Annotated in this window: 14 protein-coding genes and 1 riboswitch; of the genes, 5 read left to right on the top strand and 9 right to left on the bottom strand. The window is 53.2% G+C overall.

The genetic code is table 11. The annotated features are described in order from the left end of the window. Positions 1-86 precede the first annotated feature (86 nt). A complete protein-coding gene (locus tag ACFMKP_RS23905; RefSeq protein ID WP_382296148.1) occupies positions 87-1430 on the top strand; it encodes a S41 family peptidase in 1344 nt (447 codons plus the stop codon). Here ACFMKP_RS23905 and ACFMKP_RS23900 read toward each other — a convergent pair. The 3 genes from ACFMKP_RS23900 to ACFMKP_RS23890 form a co-directional block, all read right to left on the bottom strand. Beyond that, positions 1417-2607 carry an energy-coupling factor transporter transmembrane component T gene (locus ACFMKP_RS23900; protein WP_382296145.1) on the bottom strand — a complete coding sequence of 397 codons (1191 nt, stop codon included), beginning with the start codon at positions 2605-2607 and terminating at the stop codon, positions 1417-1419. The two genes, ACFMKP_RS23905 and ACFMKP_RS23900, sit on opposite strands and share 14 nt — an antisense overlap. Further along, a complete protein-coding gene (locus ACFMKP_RS23895) occupies positions 2604-3524 on the bottom strand; it encodes a hypothetical protein (RefSeq protein WP_382296143.1) in 921 nt (306 codons plus the stop codon). The genes ACFMKP_RS23900 and ACFMKP_RS23895 overlap by 4 nt, the downstream gene beginning before the upstream one ends. A gap of 355 nt (positions 3525-3879) precedes the next feature. Beyond that, entirely contained in the window at positions 3880-4995 is a 1116-nt protein-coding gene (locus ACFMKP_RS23890; protein ID WP_382296140.1) for a prenyltransferase/squalene oxidase repeat-containing protein, read from the bottom strand. Between the two features lie 89 nt (positions 4996-5084). Then, positions 5085-5210, bottom strand: a riboswitch (cobalamin riboswitch). 174 nt (positions 5211-5384) lie between these two features. On the opposite strand from ACFMKP_RS23890, the gene pdxS reads away from it, so the two are divergent. Beyond that, entirely contained in the window at positions 5385-6266 is an 882-nt protein-coding gene (gene pdxS, locus ACFMKP_RS23885) for a pyridoxal 5'-phosphate synthase lyase subunit PdxS (protein ID WP_382296137.1), read from the top strand. Between the two features lie 95 nt (positions 6267-6361). Further along, positions 6362-6934 (top strand): pyridoxal 5'-phosphate synthase glutaminase subunit PdxT, encoded by a 573-nt coding sequence (pdxT, locus tag ACFMKP_RS23880; RefSeq protein ID WP_382296134.1) that lies wholly within the window; start codon positions 6362-6364, stop codon positions 6932-6934. A gap of 358 nt (positions 6935-7292) precedes the next feature. Here pdxT and ACFMKP_RS23875 read toward each other — a convergent pair whose 3' ends face one another. From ACFMKP_RS23875 to tyrS, 6 genes are all read right to left on the bottom strand, one after another. Then, positions 7293-7577 carry a DUF503 domain-containing protein gene (locus ACFMKP_RS23875; protein WP_382296132.1) on the bottom strand — a complete coding sequence of 95 codons (285 nt, stop codon included), beginning with the start codon at positions 7575-7577 and terminating at the stop codon, positions 7293-7295. 16 nt (positions 7578-7593) lie between these two features. Continuing rightward, positions 7594-8235: an LON peptidase substrate-binding domain-containing protein gene (locus ACFMKP_RS23870; protein WP_382296129.1), complete on the bottom strand. Its 642-nt coding sequence runs from the start codon at positions 8233-8235 to the stop codon at positions 7594-7596. 72 nt (positions 8236-8307) lie between these two features. Beyond that, positions 8308-9081 (bottom strand): bifunctional ornithine acetyltransferase/N-acetylglutamate synthase, encoded by a 774-nt coding sequence (locus ACFMKP_RS23865; RefSeq protein ID WP_382296126.1) that lies wholly within the window; start codon positions 9079-9081, stop codon positions 8308-8310. Positions 9082-9097: 16 nt separating this feature from the next. Beyond that, the gene (locus ACFMKP_RS23860) at positions 9098-10282 is read right to left on the bottom strand and encodes a class I SAM-dependent rRNA methyltransferase (RefSeq protein ID WP_382296124.1); all 1185 of its coding nucleotides are present in this window, start codon (positions 10280-10282) and stop codon (positions 9098-9100) included. A 104-nt stretch (positions 10283-10386) separates the two neighbouring features. Next, positions 10387-10968 (bottom strand): uracil-DNA glycosylase family protein, encoded by a 582-nt coding sequence (locus ACFMKP_RS23855; RefSeq protein WP_110519138.1) that lies wholly within the window; start codon positions 10966-10968, stop codon positions 10387-10389. Positions 10969-11021: 53 nt separating this feature from the next. After that, complete coding sequence (gene tyrS, locus ACFMKP_RS23850; RefSeq protein WP_382296121.1) at positions 11022-12203, bottom strand: tyrosine--tRNA ligase; 1182 nt, start codon at positions 12201-12203, stop codon at positions 11022-11024. A 614-nt stretch (positions 12204-12817) separates the two neighbouring features. On the opposite strand from tyrS, the gene ACFMKP_RS23845 reads away from it, so the two are divergent. Further along, positions 12818-13294 (top strand): flavin reductase family protein, encoded by a 477-nt coding sequence (locus ACFMKP_RS23845; protein WP_382296119.1) that lies wholly within the window; start codon positions 12818-12820, stop codon positions 13292-13294. 14 nt (positions 13295-13308) lie between these two features. Further along, a complete protein-coding gene (locus ACFMKP_RS23840) occupies positions 13309-14634 on the top strand; it encodes an alpha/beta hydrolase (RefSeq protein WP_382296116.1) in 1326 nt (441 codons plus the stop codon). Positions 14635-14642 lie beyond the last annotated feature (8 nt).

Genomic DNA, 14642 nt, shown 5'->3' with positions numbered 1-14642 from the left:
GATGATCTAAATCGATCGTTGCTCAGGAAGCCGCTGTGCTGCTTGCGGGCAGTTTCCGGCGGCTTACGCTTCATTTAGGGGTGGTTATGCGTTATCGTTGGTTGCTTTTGTTAATCGTTTTGCTCGCTGGTTGTACTCCCCAATTGTCTTGGGCGGCCACCCCGACTGTGCCACCAACATTAACCGCAACCACGGCTCCTGTGGCGTTGGCAACCGCAACCCTTGCGCCAAGCCCAACCACATTGCCAACGCTTGAGCCAACCTCAACGCCTGAAGTTAACCAAACAACGCCAACTCCCGCCCCAACCATGACCGCCGATCAACGCTTGACCTTGTTCAACGACGTTTGGCAAACTATCAACGAGCATTATCTGTATCCCGATTTTAACGGCGTGGATTGGGCCGCAGTGCGCAGCGAAATTGAGCCGCAAGTGCAAGCAGCGCCCGATGACGAAACGCTGTATACGATTCTCGAAGGCATGGTTGGCAAGCTCAACGATCAACATTCGCGCTTTGCCCGCCCAGTCGAGGCCGTTTACGAAGATGCGGTTGCCAACGGCACCGATAGCTATGTTGGCATTGGCGTGCTAACCATTCACGAAGAAAGCGCGGCCTTTATCACGTTGGTTTTTCCTGATAGCCCAGCCCAAGCAGCTGGCTTGATGCGCGGCGATCGGATTACCGCTGTCGAAGGCCAACCCTTTACCAGTTCCGACCAAATTCGCGGCCCCGATGGCAGCCAAGTGCGCTTGACGGTGCAAACGCCACAATCCGACCCACGCGAGTTGGTGGTTACACGCAAGCCAGTGATCGGCAAAATTACGCCAGCAGGCCGCCGTTTGCCCAACGCCCCAACCGTTGGCTATTTGCTGATTCCAAGCTTGTGGGCCGAGGATATGCACACCCAAGTTGTCAGCGAATTAAACGAATTGCTAGCTAACGATCAGCCCCTCGAAGGCCTGATTTTGGATCTGCGATCCAATGGCGGTGGCTGGCGGAGCGTGCTTGAAGGCATTTTGGGCCAATTTGTTAGCGGCGAGGTTGGCAATTTCTATAGTCAAGATAATTTGTATCCATTAACGATAAAGCCTGGCGCGTTGTATGAGCAGTTGCGCGACGTGCCGCTGGCTGTGTTGATCGACAAAGATAGCGCTTCGTATGCAGAAGTGCTGGCAGGAACGCTGCAATTTAATGGCGCATTGGTGCTTGGCCAAGCCAGCCAAGGCAATACCGAAACAATTTTTCAATATAATTTTGATGATGGCTCGCGCTTGTGGGTGGCGCAAGAGGGCTTTAAATTGCCAGATGGGCGCAATTTTGAAACCAGCGGCGTGCAGCCCAACATTGTGATTGACGAAGATTGGACTAAATACACAATTCCCAATGATCCTGCTATTTTGCAAGCAATTGTGTCATTTAGCGAGCGCTAGCTTTAAACAGCAGTGGCGCTAACAACGCCAAAATTGCAATTGCGACGATTGGCTCGAAGGGTGGCCACGTCACTTTGGGGTAAATTTTATAGAGCATGGCAATGCCTGAACGGCGGGCGAGCCAAAAGCCAAGTGGCGCTAGCGCTGCCAAAAGCGTGATGATTGTTGCTTGGCGTGTCCACTGTTCGCGGCGATAACTGCTACGCACAATCAGCCGATTGGCTTGCCACCAATAACTCAGCATGGCAAGCAAGCCAAGCGCCAAGCCCAGCCAACCAAGCATTGCTGCCGTGCTGCCAGTGCGATAGAAGAATAAAGCCCAAACTCCAGCGCACACCAGCATTACCCCCGCTAAACCCAGCCATGTCCAGCGGGAAGCGATTTTGCCGCGCTGGGTGCGACCAAAACCATGGGCTTCCATCGCCTCGGCCAAGGTCAGCGATTGCTCCAAACCGCCGCTGAGCAAGGGCACGAACAAGGGCAAGGCATCGCGCCATGAACGAAAGCGATGGCCGCGCAAACGCTGAGCATCGCGAATTGCCCGCAGCCGCAGCAAGGTTTGGGGAATAAAGGCCAAGCTAATTGTCAACACCAAGCCCAGTTGAAAAAAGCCTTGCGGCGTGCGGCGCAACAGCCGATAGTGATTAACGCAGGCGTTGAAAGTACCAACCACCAGCAACAATGTCCACAAACGCAGCCCGCGCACAGCTCCGCTGGCCAATTGTTCGGCAGTAATCAGCCCGCCTAGTTGAATGCCACCAAGCAATTGCGGCAAGCGCCAACTTGGCAATTCAAACAACACAGTTTGGCCACGCAGCACGCTGGCAGTAATCACGCTAAACAGCAGATTAAAGCCAAACAACACGCCGCCAAGTTGCAGCATCACCCGCACAACCGCTTGAAATGGGCTATCCAAGGCACAATGTTGCCAAATAACCAAGGTTACTGCGCTAATCAACCCCAAATACAAGGGCTGATCGGTTTGGCTGATACAAGCTAAGGCTGCAATTAGCCAAGCAACCCATGCCAAGCTATGGCCGCCTTCCCATGGACGGGCGATGCGGCGTTGGCGTTGACTGGCTTGGCTCGACCATTCCTTGCTGGCAGTTGCTGGCTCGACTTGGTTGAGTGCTTCACGAGCACGGCCAGTTGCCGGTTGATAGACTTCACTGCTCATCGTTTGCTTTGGCGTTTCCAAATACCAGCGCTCGCCAAGGCCAACAAAATCACCCCAAAAATAAGATAGTTGGTGGTGTGTGAGCCGCTGCTGCTTGGCTCAGGGCTGGGTGTGCTAACCACGCTGTTGGTAGCGGTTGGCGCGCTAGTTGCAGTTGCTTGCTCGGTTGAGGCAACCGTTGGGCTAACAACATTGGTTGCGCTTGGCTCAGTTGCGGCGCTAGTTGGGCTGAGTGTGATCGTTGGACTGTCCGCAACCAGTGTTGGAGCCAATGGTACAGTTGCGGCGCTAGTTGGGCTGAGTGTGATTGTTGGACTGTCCGCAACCAGTGTTGGAGCGACTGTATTCGCGGGTGGAATGGCGGTTGGCTCGTTGGTAGCGATGGCCGGAATTTCTGTTGCTGGAATTGCGGTTGCGACTGGTGCTGCTTGGGCGGCGCAAACCTCGCCCCAACTAATCACTGGTGGCGTAGAGCCACGTTCGACGCTGCCACCACCCCAAGCCCAGCCTTCGACTGCGCCATCGCGCACTTTGTAGGAGCCAGCGCCGAGCTTGGAATATTGCCACACGCCATCGAGCAAATGGCTATAGGCCCAGTAGGTACAATCGCCGCCTTGGCATTTACAGGCACACGATTCATTGGGGTAATCGCAGCCCACGCTATCAATTGAGCAAACCATTGCACCCATTGAGGAGCCTTCGGCTACCACATTAAAACCTGCTGCCAGCAAGGCATCATAGCCGCTGATCGATTCTTGATCGAAGCCAACGCAGCGCGCATCGACCGCACCAGAGGCATATTGCACCACCACCGCAGCATGATATTGATGTCCATCACCTTGGGCGGCAATCGATTGAGCCAAATTGCCAAGCAACAGCATGGCCATGGCAACTATTACTACCAACAAACGACGCATGAGATCTGCTTCCTATTTCGTAATTGTTTGCGATCCTCTCACCCCAACCCTTCTCCCGTGGCGTGGGCGAGGGGCTTTAACGCGCTGGTTCTCCCTCAATTCCTTAGTAAAAAATAGTCGGCTCCCCCTCGCCCGCGTTCAGTTATGGAAATTTAAGATGTTCGCTCCCCCTCGCCCGCGTTAAGTGGAAGAGGAGGCTGGGGGGGCGGTATTAAGAACCCCTCACCCCAACCCCGTGGCGCAGGCGAGGGGCTTTAACGCGCTGGTTCTCCCCCAATTCCTTAGTAAAAAAATAGTCGACTTCCCCTCGCCCACTGAACGCGGGCGAGGGGGCTGGGGGGTGAGGGAACAAATCTTAGCCGATTCGGCGCAAGCCCAAACCAGCCACAATACAAACTAATCCCAAGCCAACCACAACTGGCCACAATGGCAAGGCTGGTGCGCCAGTATCAGGCAAGCTAATTGGGGTGTTTGGCTTCGGCGTAGCGGTTGCAACGGGCGTGCTTGGCATTGGGGTGCTTGGCACGGCGGTTGGTTGCGGTGCAGTTGCCAACACGCTCAATGGATAGGTCACAAAGAACAATGCTGGCGTAGCTTGGTAGGTTGCAAAAGCATTGTCATCGGGGGTTGCTGCATCGTAGCGGAACGCGCCACTGGCATTTTGCAAGCTCAACAAAGCACTCAATGGGTTGCCAGTGGCTGTGGCCCAAGGCGCAGCGGTTGGGTTGCCGCCCGTTGCAATAATCGCTTGAATTACCAAGGCGGTTGAGTTGGCATCGGTGGCGCTACCATAGCTCGAATTTTTCGAGTAGGGAAAGCCACCATCGCTATTTTGTTGGGTTTGCAAGTAGGCTACAGCTTTGCTGACGCTTTCGCTCTTGCCTTGACCAACTGCAACCAAGGCTTGGATGACCAAGGCCGTAGTGTTGGTATCGCCAGCACCGGCACTGGTATCGCCGCTGAACGACCATGAGCCGTCGGCGATTTGCACTGCTGCTACGGTGTTGAGCGCTTTGTTTTCAACTGGCGCACCAGCTGCGTTCAAGGCCAACAAAGCCAAGGCATGGGTGGTGACATCACCGCCATACATGCCGCTATCGGCTTTGTAGCTGCCAGTAACGGCGGCTACCAAATCGACTCCGCCAACTGAGCGGGGATTGTAGCCGAGCAACAATTCGGCCAACACAAACTTGGCGGCAAGCCCAGGCTTGGCGGCGATGGCGCTGGCGTTCTTTTCGACAAAGCTTTGAACGTTGGTGTCAACTTTCAAGCCGCTGGCCTTCAAGGCATAGACTGCATCGGCGGTTTCGCCCAAGCCAAAGCCAGGGAAACTACCATCGGCCTGCGCTTGGCTGACGATCCAAGCTGCTGCTTTTGCGCCTTCGGCTGGGGCTTGAGCCGCAGCAGGAAGTGCTACGAACACGGCCATTAATACCAATAACCAGCGATGGATAGCTGCTCGTCGGAGCATAGCAATCTCCTTAATCAAAAAAACCTTAGCCAAGTTGGCTAAGGAACAGATAACAACGCGTTGGTTGTGCTTGTGCCAACGCAAGCCAACCCAGAAATCAACTATTCAATGGGTATTCGGGCTTAGCCAAAGGCTTACCGTAGCGTGGACTGCACCGGATTTGCACCGGATTTCCCCCAAGTGTTTGCACAACATCTGAATAGCGATTTATGATTGATTGTGCTGATCGTACCATAGCCCAGTACACCCCGTCAAAATTGGCAATCATGGGCGATTGTCCCCCTTTGTCCCCCCGCAATGTTGATCGATTGTCATGAGGATGCATGGTACAATAGCGGCTGTCTGATTGACATGACAGCTAAAATTATCAATCCACCAGAGGAATTGCAATGGAAACTTCAACCTTTACTACCAAAGTCGGCTTGGCCCAAATGCTCAAGGGCGGCGTGATTATGGATGTGGTTACGCCTGACCAAGCTAAAATTGCTGAAGAAGCTGGCGCAGTTGCCGTGATGGCGCTCGAACGGGTTCCAGCCGATATTCGTAGGGATGGCGGCGTTTCGCGCATGAGCGATCCCGAAATGATCCAAGGCATTATTGAAGCAGTAACCATTCCGGTGATGGCAAAATCGCGGATTGGCCACTTTGTTGAAGCGCAAATCCTCGAAGCCATTGGGGTTGATTACATTGACGAGAGCGAAGTGCTCACGCCTGCTGATGAAGAAAATCATACCAACAAGCATAATTTTAAAGTGCCATTCGTCTGTGGCGCACGCAATTTAGGCGAAGCGCTGCGCCGCATCACCGAAGGCGCGGCCATGATTCGCACCAAGGGCGAAGCTGGCACGGGCAACGTGGTTGAAGCTGTGCGTCACGCTCGCACGATGTTTGCCGAAATTCGCCGTTTGCAAACCCTCGATCCTGATGAGTTGTTTGTAGCAGCCAAAAACTTGCAAGCTCCCTACGAATTGGTCAAGCAAATTGCTGAATTAGGCCGCTTGCCAGTTGTCAACTTTGCCGCTGGCGGCATTGCAACCCCAGCCGATGCAGCCTTGATGATGCAGTTGGGCGTTGATGGCGTGTTCGTCGGCTCAGGTATTTTCAAATCGGGCAACCCAGCCAAGCGCGCCAAAGCAATCGTGGAAGCCACTACCCACTTCCGCGATGCGAAGCTTTTAGCTGAAATTAGCCGCAACTTGGGCGAAGCTATGGTCGGCATCAATATCGATACGATTCCGGCCAACGAGTTGCTGGCCCAACGCGGTTGGTAATTACATAAAGTCAAAAGGCAGAAGGCAAAAGGCAAAGCAGCATTGATGCACGCCGATTGCCTTCTGTTTTTTTATATTCAAAAAGGAATACAGCGATGAAGATTGGAGTTTTGGCGCTGCAAGGCGCGTTTATTGAACATGAGAAGATTTTGCAAGGCTTGGGGGTTGAAACGGTGCAAGTGCGTTTGCCTGAACAATTGGCCCAAGTCGAGCGCTTGATTATTCCTGGTGGCGAGAGCACAACGATTGGCAAATTGTTGGTACGCTTCGATTTGCTAGAGCCAATTCAGCAACGAGCCGCCGAAGGCATGCCAATTTGGGGCACGTGCGCGGGCATGATTTTGCTGGCCAAGGAAATTGCCGAAGGTCGGGCTGAAGGCCAACCAGCGCTTGGCTTGATGGATATTACTGCGCGTCGCAATGCTTTTGGCCGCCAAGTTGATAGTTTCGAAACAAACTTGAACGTGCCAGCCCTCGGCGAAGAACCGTTTCACGCAGTTTTTATCCGCGCCCCGCAGATCGATAATGTTGGCGCTGAAGTCGAAACCCTCGCCAGCCTAGAGGATGGCCGCATCGTGGCGGCGCGTCAAGCCAAACTCTTAGCCACCGCGTTTCACCCCGAATTAACAGGCGATGCCCGTTTTCATGAATTGTTCTTGGGCTTGTAATTAGTTCCCTCACCCCCCAGCCCCCTCTCCCACGAAAACGCGGGCGAGGGGGAGCAGTGGTTTTACCAACGAATTACGCAAGAACCACAGCATGAAAGCCCCTCGCCCGCGCCACGGGAGAGGGGGATCCGACCATTTTTCGCCAAGGAATTGTGGGAGAACCAGCGCGTTAAAGCCCCTCGCCCGCGCCATGGGAGAGGGGTTGGGGTGAGGGGATCTTAACAACCTACCCTTGAACGCCAGCCCGCGCCACGGGAGAGGGGGAGCCGACCATTGTTCGCCAACGAATTGCGCAAGAACCACGGCATGAAAGCCCCTCGCCCGCGCCACGGGAGAGGGGTTGGGGTGAGGGAACTAATTACAGCATCTCGCGCTCAATATCCACAATACTCACATCAGGCCGATTATTCTCAATCCAACGAATAATTGCATCGATTTGGCCTTCGAGATAGCGGGTTTCGCTGCCAATACAGGCAACGCCAATCACGCCGCGTTGCCAACGATCATGCTCATCGACTTCGGCGACTGAGGCATTAAATTCGTTGCGCAAGCGGGTAATGACCGATTTAAGCACACTGCGTTTTTCTTTGAGCGAATGTACGGCGGGGATGAAGAGTTCAAGGCGAACACTAGCAATTAACATAAGCGTTGCGTGGCACTTAATTCCACGAAGTGTTTTCAAAAGGTGGTTCACGATCCAACTGGTCGGGCGGAATGGTGGGCAGGAGCTCTAGCTCAAATTGGAGCGCTTCGATCAGCTCATGAATCCGTTGGTCAAGGTCTGATTCGAGCCAATGTTGTTTGATTGGCAAGCTCATTTGCATCGAATCGGCCAACATATAGCTTAATGCAACCGGATCGCTGGGCAGATCGATGGCTGTTGAGCGCATGCCTGTCGCAGCGGCAACTGTGCGATGATATTGCGAATGCAGTTCGGTTAATGCTGCTGCTTGATGGCGCTCGTTGACTTCATCATCAAGCATCGTGACCATTGCAACCATATACGGGTCGACGCTGAGTGGGTAGTTGATGCGGAAGCGTTGGCGGCCTTCGGTGACGATGTACATGCGGCCATCGGCCAAGCGATAGGCGCTTTGAATTTCGGCAGTGGTGCCAACGATGTGCGGCACTGCCGAGCCACCAACCTCAACCCCTTCGCGAATCAGCACCACTCCAAACGGCTTACTTTCCTCAAGACAACGGCTAATCATGGTGCGATAGCGCGGTTCGAAGATATGCAGCGGCAATTGTGCCCCAGGAAACAACACCACGTTTAAAGGAAACAAAGGTAATCGTTGCATAAGCGCTCTCATCTGCCACAGCTATGGCCTTGGCGTTAATTGTACCATGGTCATAGCTGTGAAACCAATGCGCTAACGAATTTGTTCACTCAAATGGGCAATTAATCCTGCTAAACCTGCATACCATTCGCCATACGCTGCGTGGTTGCTGGTGGTTGGCGCTAAACTGGCGCTAGGATTCGCCAAAATTAGCACCGCAGCTTGATCAAGGTCTGGGTAGTCTTCGAGCAATTGCAACATTGCCCGATTAAGCAAGCGGGTTGAGAGCTTGGCGTTGGTTGTGATCAGCCAGCGTGGTGCATCGCCGCTGCTTGCTAAGCCCCCAATGCTTGCGCTCGTGCCGTCGCTCGCTTCAACTTCGACCGCTGCTTGGGCAGTAGGATGTGGCTCTTGGGCCAAGGCCAGCGCTAAGCGTCGCCCGCCCTTGCTATCTAGCTCATCAAGCCCGCGTGGCACACCGCGCCGCAGCAAATCCATGTCGAATTGGCCAGCCGCACCAGCTGCCAACAACACCACTTGCTCAGGTTTGATCCAGGCTTCTTCTGCCAGCAGGTTGGCCAACTCATGACAATTGTGGACGGCACTGGCTCCGCGCCCGCCATCAACGCCAGTCAAAAGCAGCACCGCCCGCACATCCTCGGCGTTACGCCGCAAGTTGGCGGTCGTCCAAGCGCCAGTGATGCCGCTGGTTGCGCCAAAATGGCCAGTTGCTGTACAACCAGTTTTGGTAATTAACAACCCAAGATCACGATCACGGCTGGTCGTTTTTAGGCCGCAGTGAATGCCTGTTACCCGAAAGCCAGCAGGCGTTGTGATCGAGCCTTCATTGAGCAAACGATACGCCATTGCAAATCCTTAACGGCTACCAGACCCGGCAGATTAATCCCTTGAGATAGGCCGCTTCTGGGAAGGTCAACAAGACAGGGTGATCACCGCCTTGGGTGAGGGTTTCGATAATTTGGGCATCGCGGCCAGCATCCAAGGCTGCGCCAAATACCACTTTTTGAAAGAGATCGGCGCTGATCAGCCCCGAACACGAGAAGGTTGCCAACACGCCACCTGGCCGCAACAGGTGAAACGCTTGCATATTAATATCTTTGTAGCCGCGCGTCGCACGATCGATTTGGCTCTGCGAGTGGGCAAACTTTGGTGGATCAAGCACAATCAGATCGTATTGTTTGCCTTCTTCCCGCAGTTGGCGCAAAATCTTAAAAGCATCGCCTTCGACCGCCGTTACTGGCGTGTGCAAGCCATTTTGGCCAAGGTTGGTGTGCAAGCCCCGCAAGGCTGCCGCCGAGCTATCAACCGCCGTGATTGAGGTAGCGCCTGCCCCCGCTGCTAGTACCTCAAAACCGCCAGTGTACGAGAAAACCCCCAGTACGTCAGCATCCTTGGCATATTGAGCAACGCGCATGCGATTGACCCGCTGATCAACGTACCAGCCGGTTTTTTGGCCACCAGCCAAATCGAGCACAAATTCGTAGCCATTTTCGCGAATGGTCAATTGATCAGGCGGAGCCTCGCCCCACAGCAGACCTTCGGCCTCGCCCAAGCCTTCGCGCGCCCGAATCTCAACGTCGGAGCGTTCGTAAATGCCGCGCACAGGCATTAATTCGGCCAAAGCCTCAACGATGATTGCTGTGTGGGCAACCGCGCCTTGCGTGAGCAACTGCACAACCAGCCAATCAGCAAAACGATCAACAATCAAGCCAGGCAGGCCATCGCTCTCGCTGAAAATGACGCGATAGGCGTTGGTTTGCGGATCGTTGTGCAGCTGTTCGCGGCCTTTGATTGCGCGTTCGATCCGTTGGCGAATAAAACTGGGGTCAAGTTCTTCGTCGCGTTGCCACGTCCACAAACGCGCAATCATTTGCGAGTGCGTGCTGGCAGTGCCCCGCGCCAGCCACACACCCTCGGAGCTAACAATATCGACGGTTTCGCCAGGATGCACCGGCCCAGAGCGGCGGGCGACTGCCCCGCTAAAAACCCATGGGTGGCGTTGGCGAATTGATTTATCACGATCAGGTTTGAGAATAAACCGTAACATACCTTTTGCTCGCTTTAAGGCTAGGCCAAAACCTAGCAAGTTTAGTGAAAAGGGAGAAATTTCGCGATTCTGAAATTCTCTGGAGAAGAGTATAACCCAGTTTGCTACTCTTCCAACAGGGCCGATAAAACGCGAGCAAAAACGTGGGCTTCTTCTTTGGTGATGGTTTCGAGATCGATCATCGGCAGCAGAATTCGTTGATCGACGGGCAATGGCTGGGCATGCATCGATTCGACATTGCCTGGCACATGGCCAAACAATTTGGCGCACATCAGTCTGGTTGGCGCTTCGCCAACGGTCACGATAATCCGTGGGTTGACCAGCACGATTTCGCGCCAAAGATAGGCAACGCAATTCGAGGTTTCGATCATGGTGGGTGGGCTATCGGCGTGGGTACTACAGCGCACCATATAGGTCAAATAGGCTCCAACCAAGCGTGGTTCTTCGTGCTCTGGGTCTGAGGCCGTGCGCAGTCGCAAGGCGCGTAACAGCACTTGCAAACGCTGGCCCGCCACGGTGCGCGTCCATGGTACGCCAGTTTGGTTGGCTCCCAAGCTTTCGGGAACCTCGCCCACAAACATCACTTTGGCCTTGGCATCGCCATAGCCATGCACAATGCAATTACGTTCTTGAACTCTGCGCCAACATTTAAAACAAGCGGTCGCCAACGGAAATGGTTGATCCATAAGCCTTTTGCTGTGACGAGCCAAAACCCGCCACAGCACCCTCGCATCTAGCGCTAATTGCTGAGCAATTTCACAAATTTGCGCCGCCCAACTTGTAAAATCTGTTCGCCAACTGGTTGAACAACACTATCGTAGCCGCTGATTTTCTCGCCCGCCAAGCGCACACCACCACCATCGATCAGGCGGCGAGCCTCGCCTTTGCTGGCTGCCAGTTTGGTTGCCACCAACAAATCGATGATGTTGCTGGCTTCTGTAAGTTGCACTTCGGGCATTTCGCTGGGCAAATCGCGTTGCTGAAACACGCGCACAAATTCGGCTTCGGCATCGGCAGCGGCGGCTTCGCCATCGAGCTGGCGAATAATATCGCGGGCAAGTTGCATTTTGATGTCGCGTGGATTGACACTGCCAGCTTTGATTGCTTCAGCCATCGCCTTGACCTCAGCAATTGGCGTATCGCTCCAAACTTCGTAATACACTGGCAAGACATCATCTCCCATCGACATGATTTTGCCATATTTATCTTTGGGTGACATCAAAATATCAACCGAGTTGTTGAAGCTTTTGCTCATTTTGCGGCCATCAGTGCCGATGATCAAGGGCACGAGAATCACATCCTGCGGTTCCATGCCCATTTGTTCCATCAATTGCCGCCCAGCCAAAATGTTGAATTTTTGGTCAGTGCCGCCAAATTCAATATCAGGCTTGATCGCAATTGAATCGTAGGCTTGCAACATTGGGTACATCAATTCAAGCACTGTTAGTTGTTGACCAGCTTCATAGCGCTTGCGAAAGGTATCGTGCGAGAGCATTTGGTTGACGGTAAAACGCCCAATCAAGCCAAACGCTTTTTCAAGGTCAAATTGGCCGAACCATTCGCTTTGCCAGCGCACCTCAGTTTTGGCCGAATCAATCACTTTAAACACTTGATCCATGTAATATTCGGCGTTGCTACGGGTTTCTTCGACGGTCAAGCGCGGGCGGCTTTCGTCGCGGCCTGTTGGGTCGCCAATTTGGGCCGTCCAGTCGCCAACAATCAAAACAACCGTATGCCCAAGCTCTTGAAATTGGCGCATTTTGCGCAAAGCCACCGCGTGGCCAATATGAATATCGCTGCGGGTGGGATCGATGCCCAATTTGAGCCGAAGCGGCTTGCCTGTATTCAATTTGCGCCGGACGTTGGCCTCAACAATGACTTCGCTAACGCCACGCGATAAAATTTCATCAATCGTCAACATGAAGTTTTGAACTCCTAACTCAGCAAGGGGAGCACCAGGCAGCCATCGGGAGCCAAACCCCGCAACGCTGTTGGAGCAAATAAGCCTGTAATTCTAGCAGCGATAATAGCATAGAGGCCTAGCACGCGGCAAATAGCAGGCAAAGAGCATAGAGCATAGAACATAGGGATCAGGGGTCGGGGATCAGCGATTAGGCTATAGGCTATTGGCAAATCTGTGGGTAACAAGCCAAAAGCCTTGAGCCATTTTTACGTTCTTCGCGTTCTTCGTGTTCTTCGCGGTTTCAATCCTTCGTAGCTCAAATATTTAACGCAGAGGCGCAGAGAATCCAGGGCTATTGGCTGATGGCTATGGGCTATGGGAAGATAATCAAACAAATCTGTGCAATCTGTGGCTAAAAATAATGCTTCGTGCAATTCGTGGCTAAAAAGATTGCTTCGTGTTCTTCGCGTTCTTCGCGGTTTCAATCCTTCATGTCCTTCGTGGATCACTTCTTCATGCACTTCGTGGATCACTAAAACTGACCCCTAAACCCTAACAACTGCCCCCTCATCTTGCATTGCCCTTTGAACCTCGTTACAATACCCGCAGCATTGTGTAAGAGGAATATTTCGATGACGCTTGATCCTGCTTTGTTTCGGCAAGCGATGAGTCGTTTTGCCAGTGGCGTGACCGTCATTACCACGGTCGTCGATGGCCAGCCCTATGGTTTGACGGTTAGCGCCTTTGCCTCGCTCTCGTTAGATCCAGCCTTGGCAATTATTTCGATTGATAATCGTTCGCCGATGCGCGATGTATTGCTTCAAGCCAAGGTATTTGCAATCAATATTTTGAGCAGCGATCAAGAGGCCTTATCGCGCCACTTTGCTGGCCCGCAGAAACACGATTGGTCGGAGATTGTCGCTGGAGCAGGCCATGGTGTTGCGCCGTTGCTCGATGGAGCCTTGGCCAACCTAGAATGTGGCTTGTATCAGGCGGTTGATGGCGGCGATCATACCATTTTTATTGGCCAAATTGAGCATGTGACCCTGCGCGATGGTTCGCCGTTGCTCTATTATCGTGGTGCCTATCACGATCTTGTTCAGCGTTGAAACGAGCACGCAGTATGTGGTTGACGTTAATTTTGTTTGTGGTTGGGCTGGGTTTGGCGTTTGGCTTGGGCTTTATGGTTGGGCGGCAGCGCTCAATTCCCCAGCCAACGCCGCTCGAAGCCACACCATTGGTCAATTTTGAGTTTAAAATTCCTGCTGATACCGCTCCAGGCGATCAGTTGTACCTGACTGGTTCGTTTAATCAGTGGCGGCCCAATGATCCGACCTATGTGCTTTCGCGCAGCGCCGATATTGCCTATGGCGCTTGGCCGTTTACCCATGGCTTGCAACTTGAGTTTAAATTAACTCGTGGCTCGTGGCAGAATGTCGAGAAAGCGCTTGATGGCAGCGAAATTCCTAATCGTCGTGGCATTGCCGCTAGTGGTGCGCAGGTCAAGGGTGCTGTTGCTATTTGGGCCGATCGCCAACGCGACCCGACTAAAATCTACGATGAGCGGGTTGAACGGGTCGATTTTTTCAGCAACGCCTTGGGCATTACCCGCACATTTTATATTTATCTGCCAATTGAAGCGCGCAGCGACGAAAACTTACGGGTTCCCAGTTTGTATCTTTTCCGTGGCCACGAACGCGAGTGGATCAACAAAAACGAGGATGGCACGCGTGGCGGTAATCGCAATGTGCTTGATGTCTACGAAGAATTGCGCCGCCAAAATCGGATTGGCCCGATGGTTTTGGTTTTTCCAGGTATGACCAACGCCAACGACGCAGTGCATAGCTTGGGCATTAATCTCCAAGCACCAGAACTTGCTGCTGACCCAACGCTGGGCAGTGGGCGCTTTGAAGATTTTATCTATCGCGATTTGATTCCCTACGTTGAAACCCATTATCCAGTGCTGTTTGGCGGCGCACATCGTTCGCTCGATGGCTTTTCATTGGGCGGTTTTATCAGCGTCAATCAAGCCTTGCGCCACCCCAACGAATGGGCTTCGGTCGGTGCGTATGATGGCCTCTTCTTTTGGGATGACCCTGAGAATGCAGAAATTATCGCTGCCCGCGATAGTGTTTTCGAACGCGATTTATTCGATGCCAACTTTGGCGTGCCCCGCGATCATACCTTTGCAGCGCAACATAATCCATTAACCTTGCTGCGAATTGATGGCGCGCAGGCTTCAAAATTGCAATGGTTAATTGAATATGGCCCTGAATCAGCTGAGCCAAATGTTAATTATTACCGTGGCGCGCGGCTCGATGAACTACTTCGCGAAGTTGGAGCGCACAATCGACTTAGCGGGGTAGTGCCAAATGCCAATCACTCATGGCAAATGGCCGACGAACATATGCGGCGCAGTTTGCCCTATCACTACCAACAAACCCAATAATCGAGGCT

The sequence above is a fragment of the Herpetosiphon sp. NSE202 genome (assembly GCF_042688385.1).
In the GTDB taxonomy this organism is placed as follows: Bacteria; Chloroflexota; Chloroflexia; order Chloroflexales; family Herpetosiphonaceae; genus Herpetosiphon.
The sequence above is the reverse complement of the archived record's forward strand: the minus strand, read 5'-3'. Positions and strand labels throughout refer to the sequence as shown.

What these genes read in the sequence shown, in the direction of transcription:
- ACFMKP_RS23905 (WP_382296148.1), top strand. Translation starts at nt 87, where the DNA reads ATGCGTTATCGTTGGTTGCTTTTGTTAATCGTTTTGCTCGCTGGTTGT.
- ACFMKP_RS23900 (WP_382296145.1), bottom strand. Translation starts at nt 2,607, where the DNA reads ATGAGCAGTGAAGTCTATCAACCGGCAACTGGCCGTGCTCGTGAAGCA.
- ACFMKP_RS23895 (WP_382296143.1), bottom strand. Translation starts at nt 3,524, where the DNA reads ATGCGTCGTTTGTTGGTAGTAATAGTTGCCATGGCCATGCTGTTGCTT.
- ACFMKP_RS23890 (WP_382296140.1), bottom strand. Translation starts at nt 4,995, where the DNA reads ATGCTCCGACGAGCAGCTATCCATCGCTGGTTATTGGTATTAATGGCC.
- pdxS (WP_382296137.1), top strand. Translation starts at nt 5,385, where the DNA reads ATGGAAACTTCAACCTTTACTACCAAAGTCGGCTTGGCCCAAATGCTC.
- pdxT (WP_382296134.1), top strand. Translation starts at nt 6,362, where the DNA reads ATGAAGATTGGAGTTTTGGCGCTGCAAGGCGCGTTTATTGAACATGAG.
- ACFMKP_RS23875 (WP_382296132.1), bottom strand. Translation starts at nt 7,577, where the DNA reads ATGTTAATTGCTAGTGTTCGCCTTGAACTCTTCATCCCCGCCGTACAT.
- ACFMKP_RS23870 (WP_382296129.1), bottom strand. Translation starts at nt 8,235, where the DNA reads ATGCAACGATTACCTTTGTTTCCTTTAAACGTGGTGTTGTTTCCTGGG.
- ACFMKP_RS23865 (WP_382296126.1), bottom strand. Translation starts at nt 9,081, where the DNA reads ATGGCGTATCGTTTGCTCAATGAAGGCTCGATCACAACGCCTGCTGGC.
- ACFMKP_RS23860 (WP_382296124.1), bottom strand. Translation starts at nt 10,282, where the DNA reads ATGTTACGGTTTATTCTCAAACCTGATCGTGATAAATCAATTCGCCAA.
- ACFMKP_RS23855 (WP_110519138.1), bottom strand. Translation starts at nt 10,968, where the DNA reads ATGGATCAACCATTTCCGTTGGCGACCGCTTGTTTTAAATGTTGGCGC.
- tyrS (WP_382296121.1), bottom strand. Translation starts at nt 12,203, where the DNA reads ATGTTGACGATTGATGAAATTTTATCGCGTGGCGTTAGCGAAGTCATT.
- ACFMKP_RS23845 (WP_382296119.1), top strand. Translation starts at nt 12,818, where the DNA reads ATGACGCTTGATCCTGCTTTGTTTCGGCAAGCGATGAGTCGTTTTGCC.
- ACFMKP_RS23840 (WP_382296116.1), top strand. Translation starts at nt 13,309, where the DNA reads ATGTGGTTGACGTTAATTTTGTTTGTGGTTGGGCTGGGTTTGGCGTTT.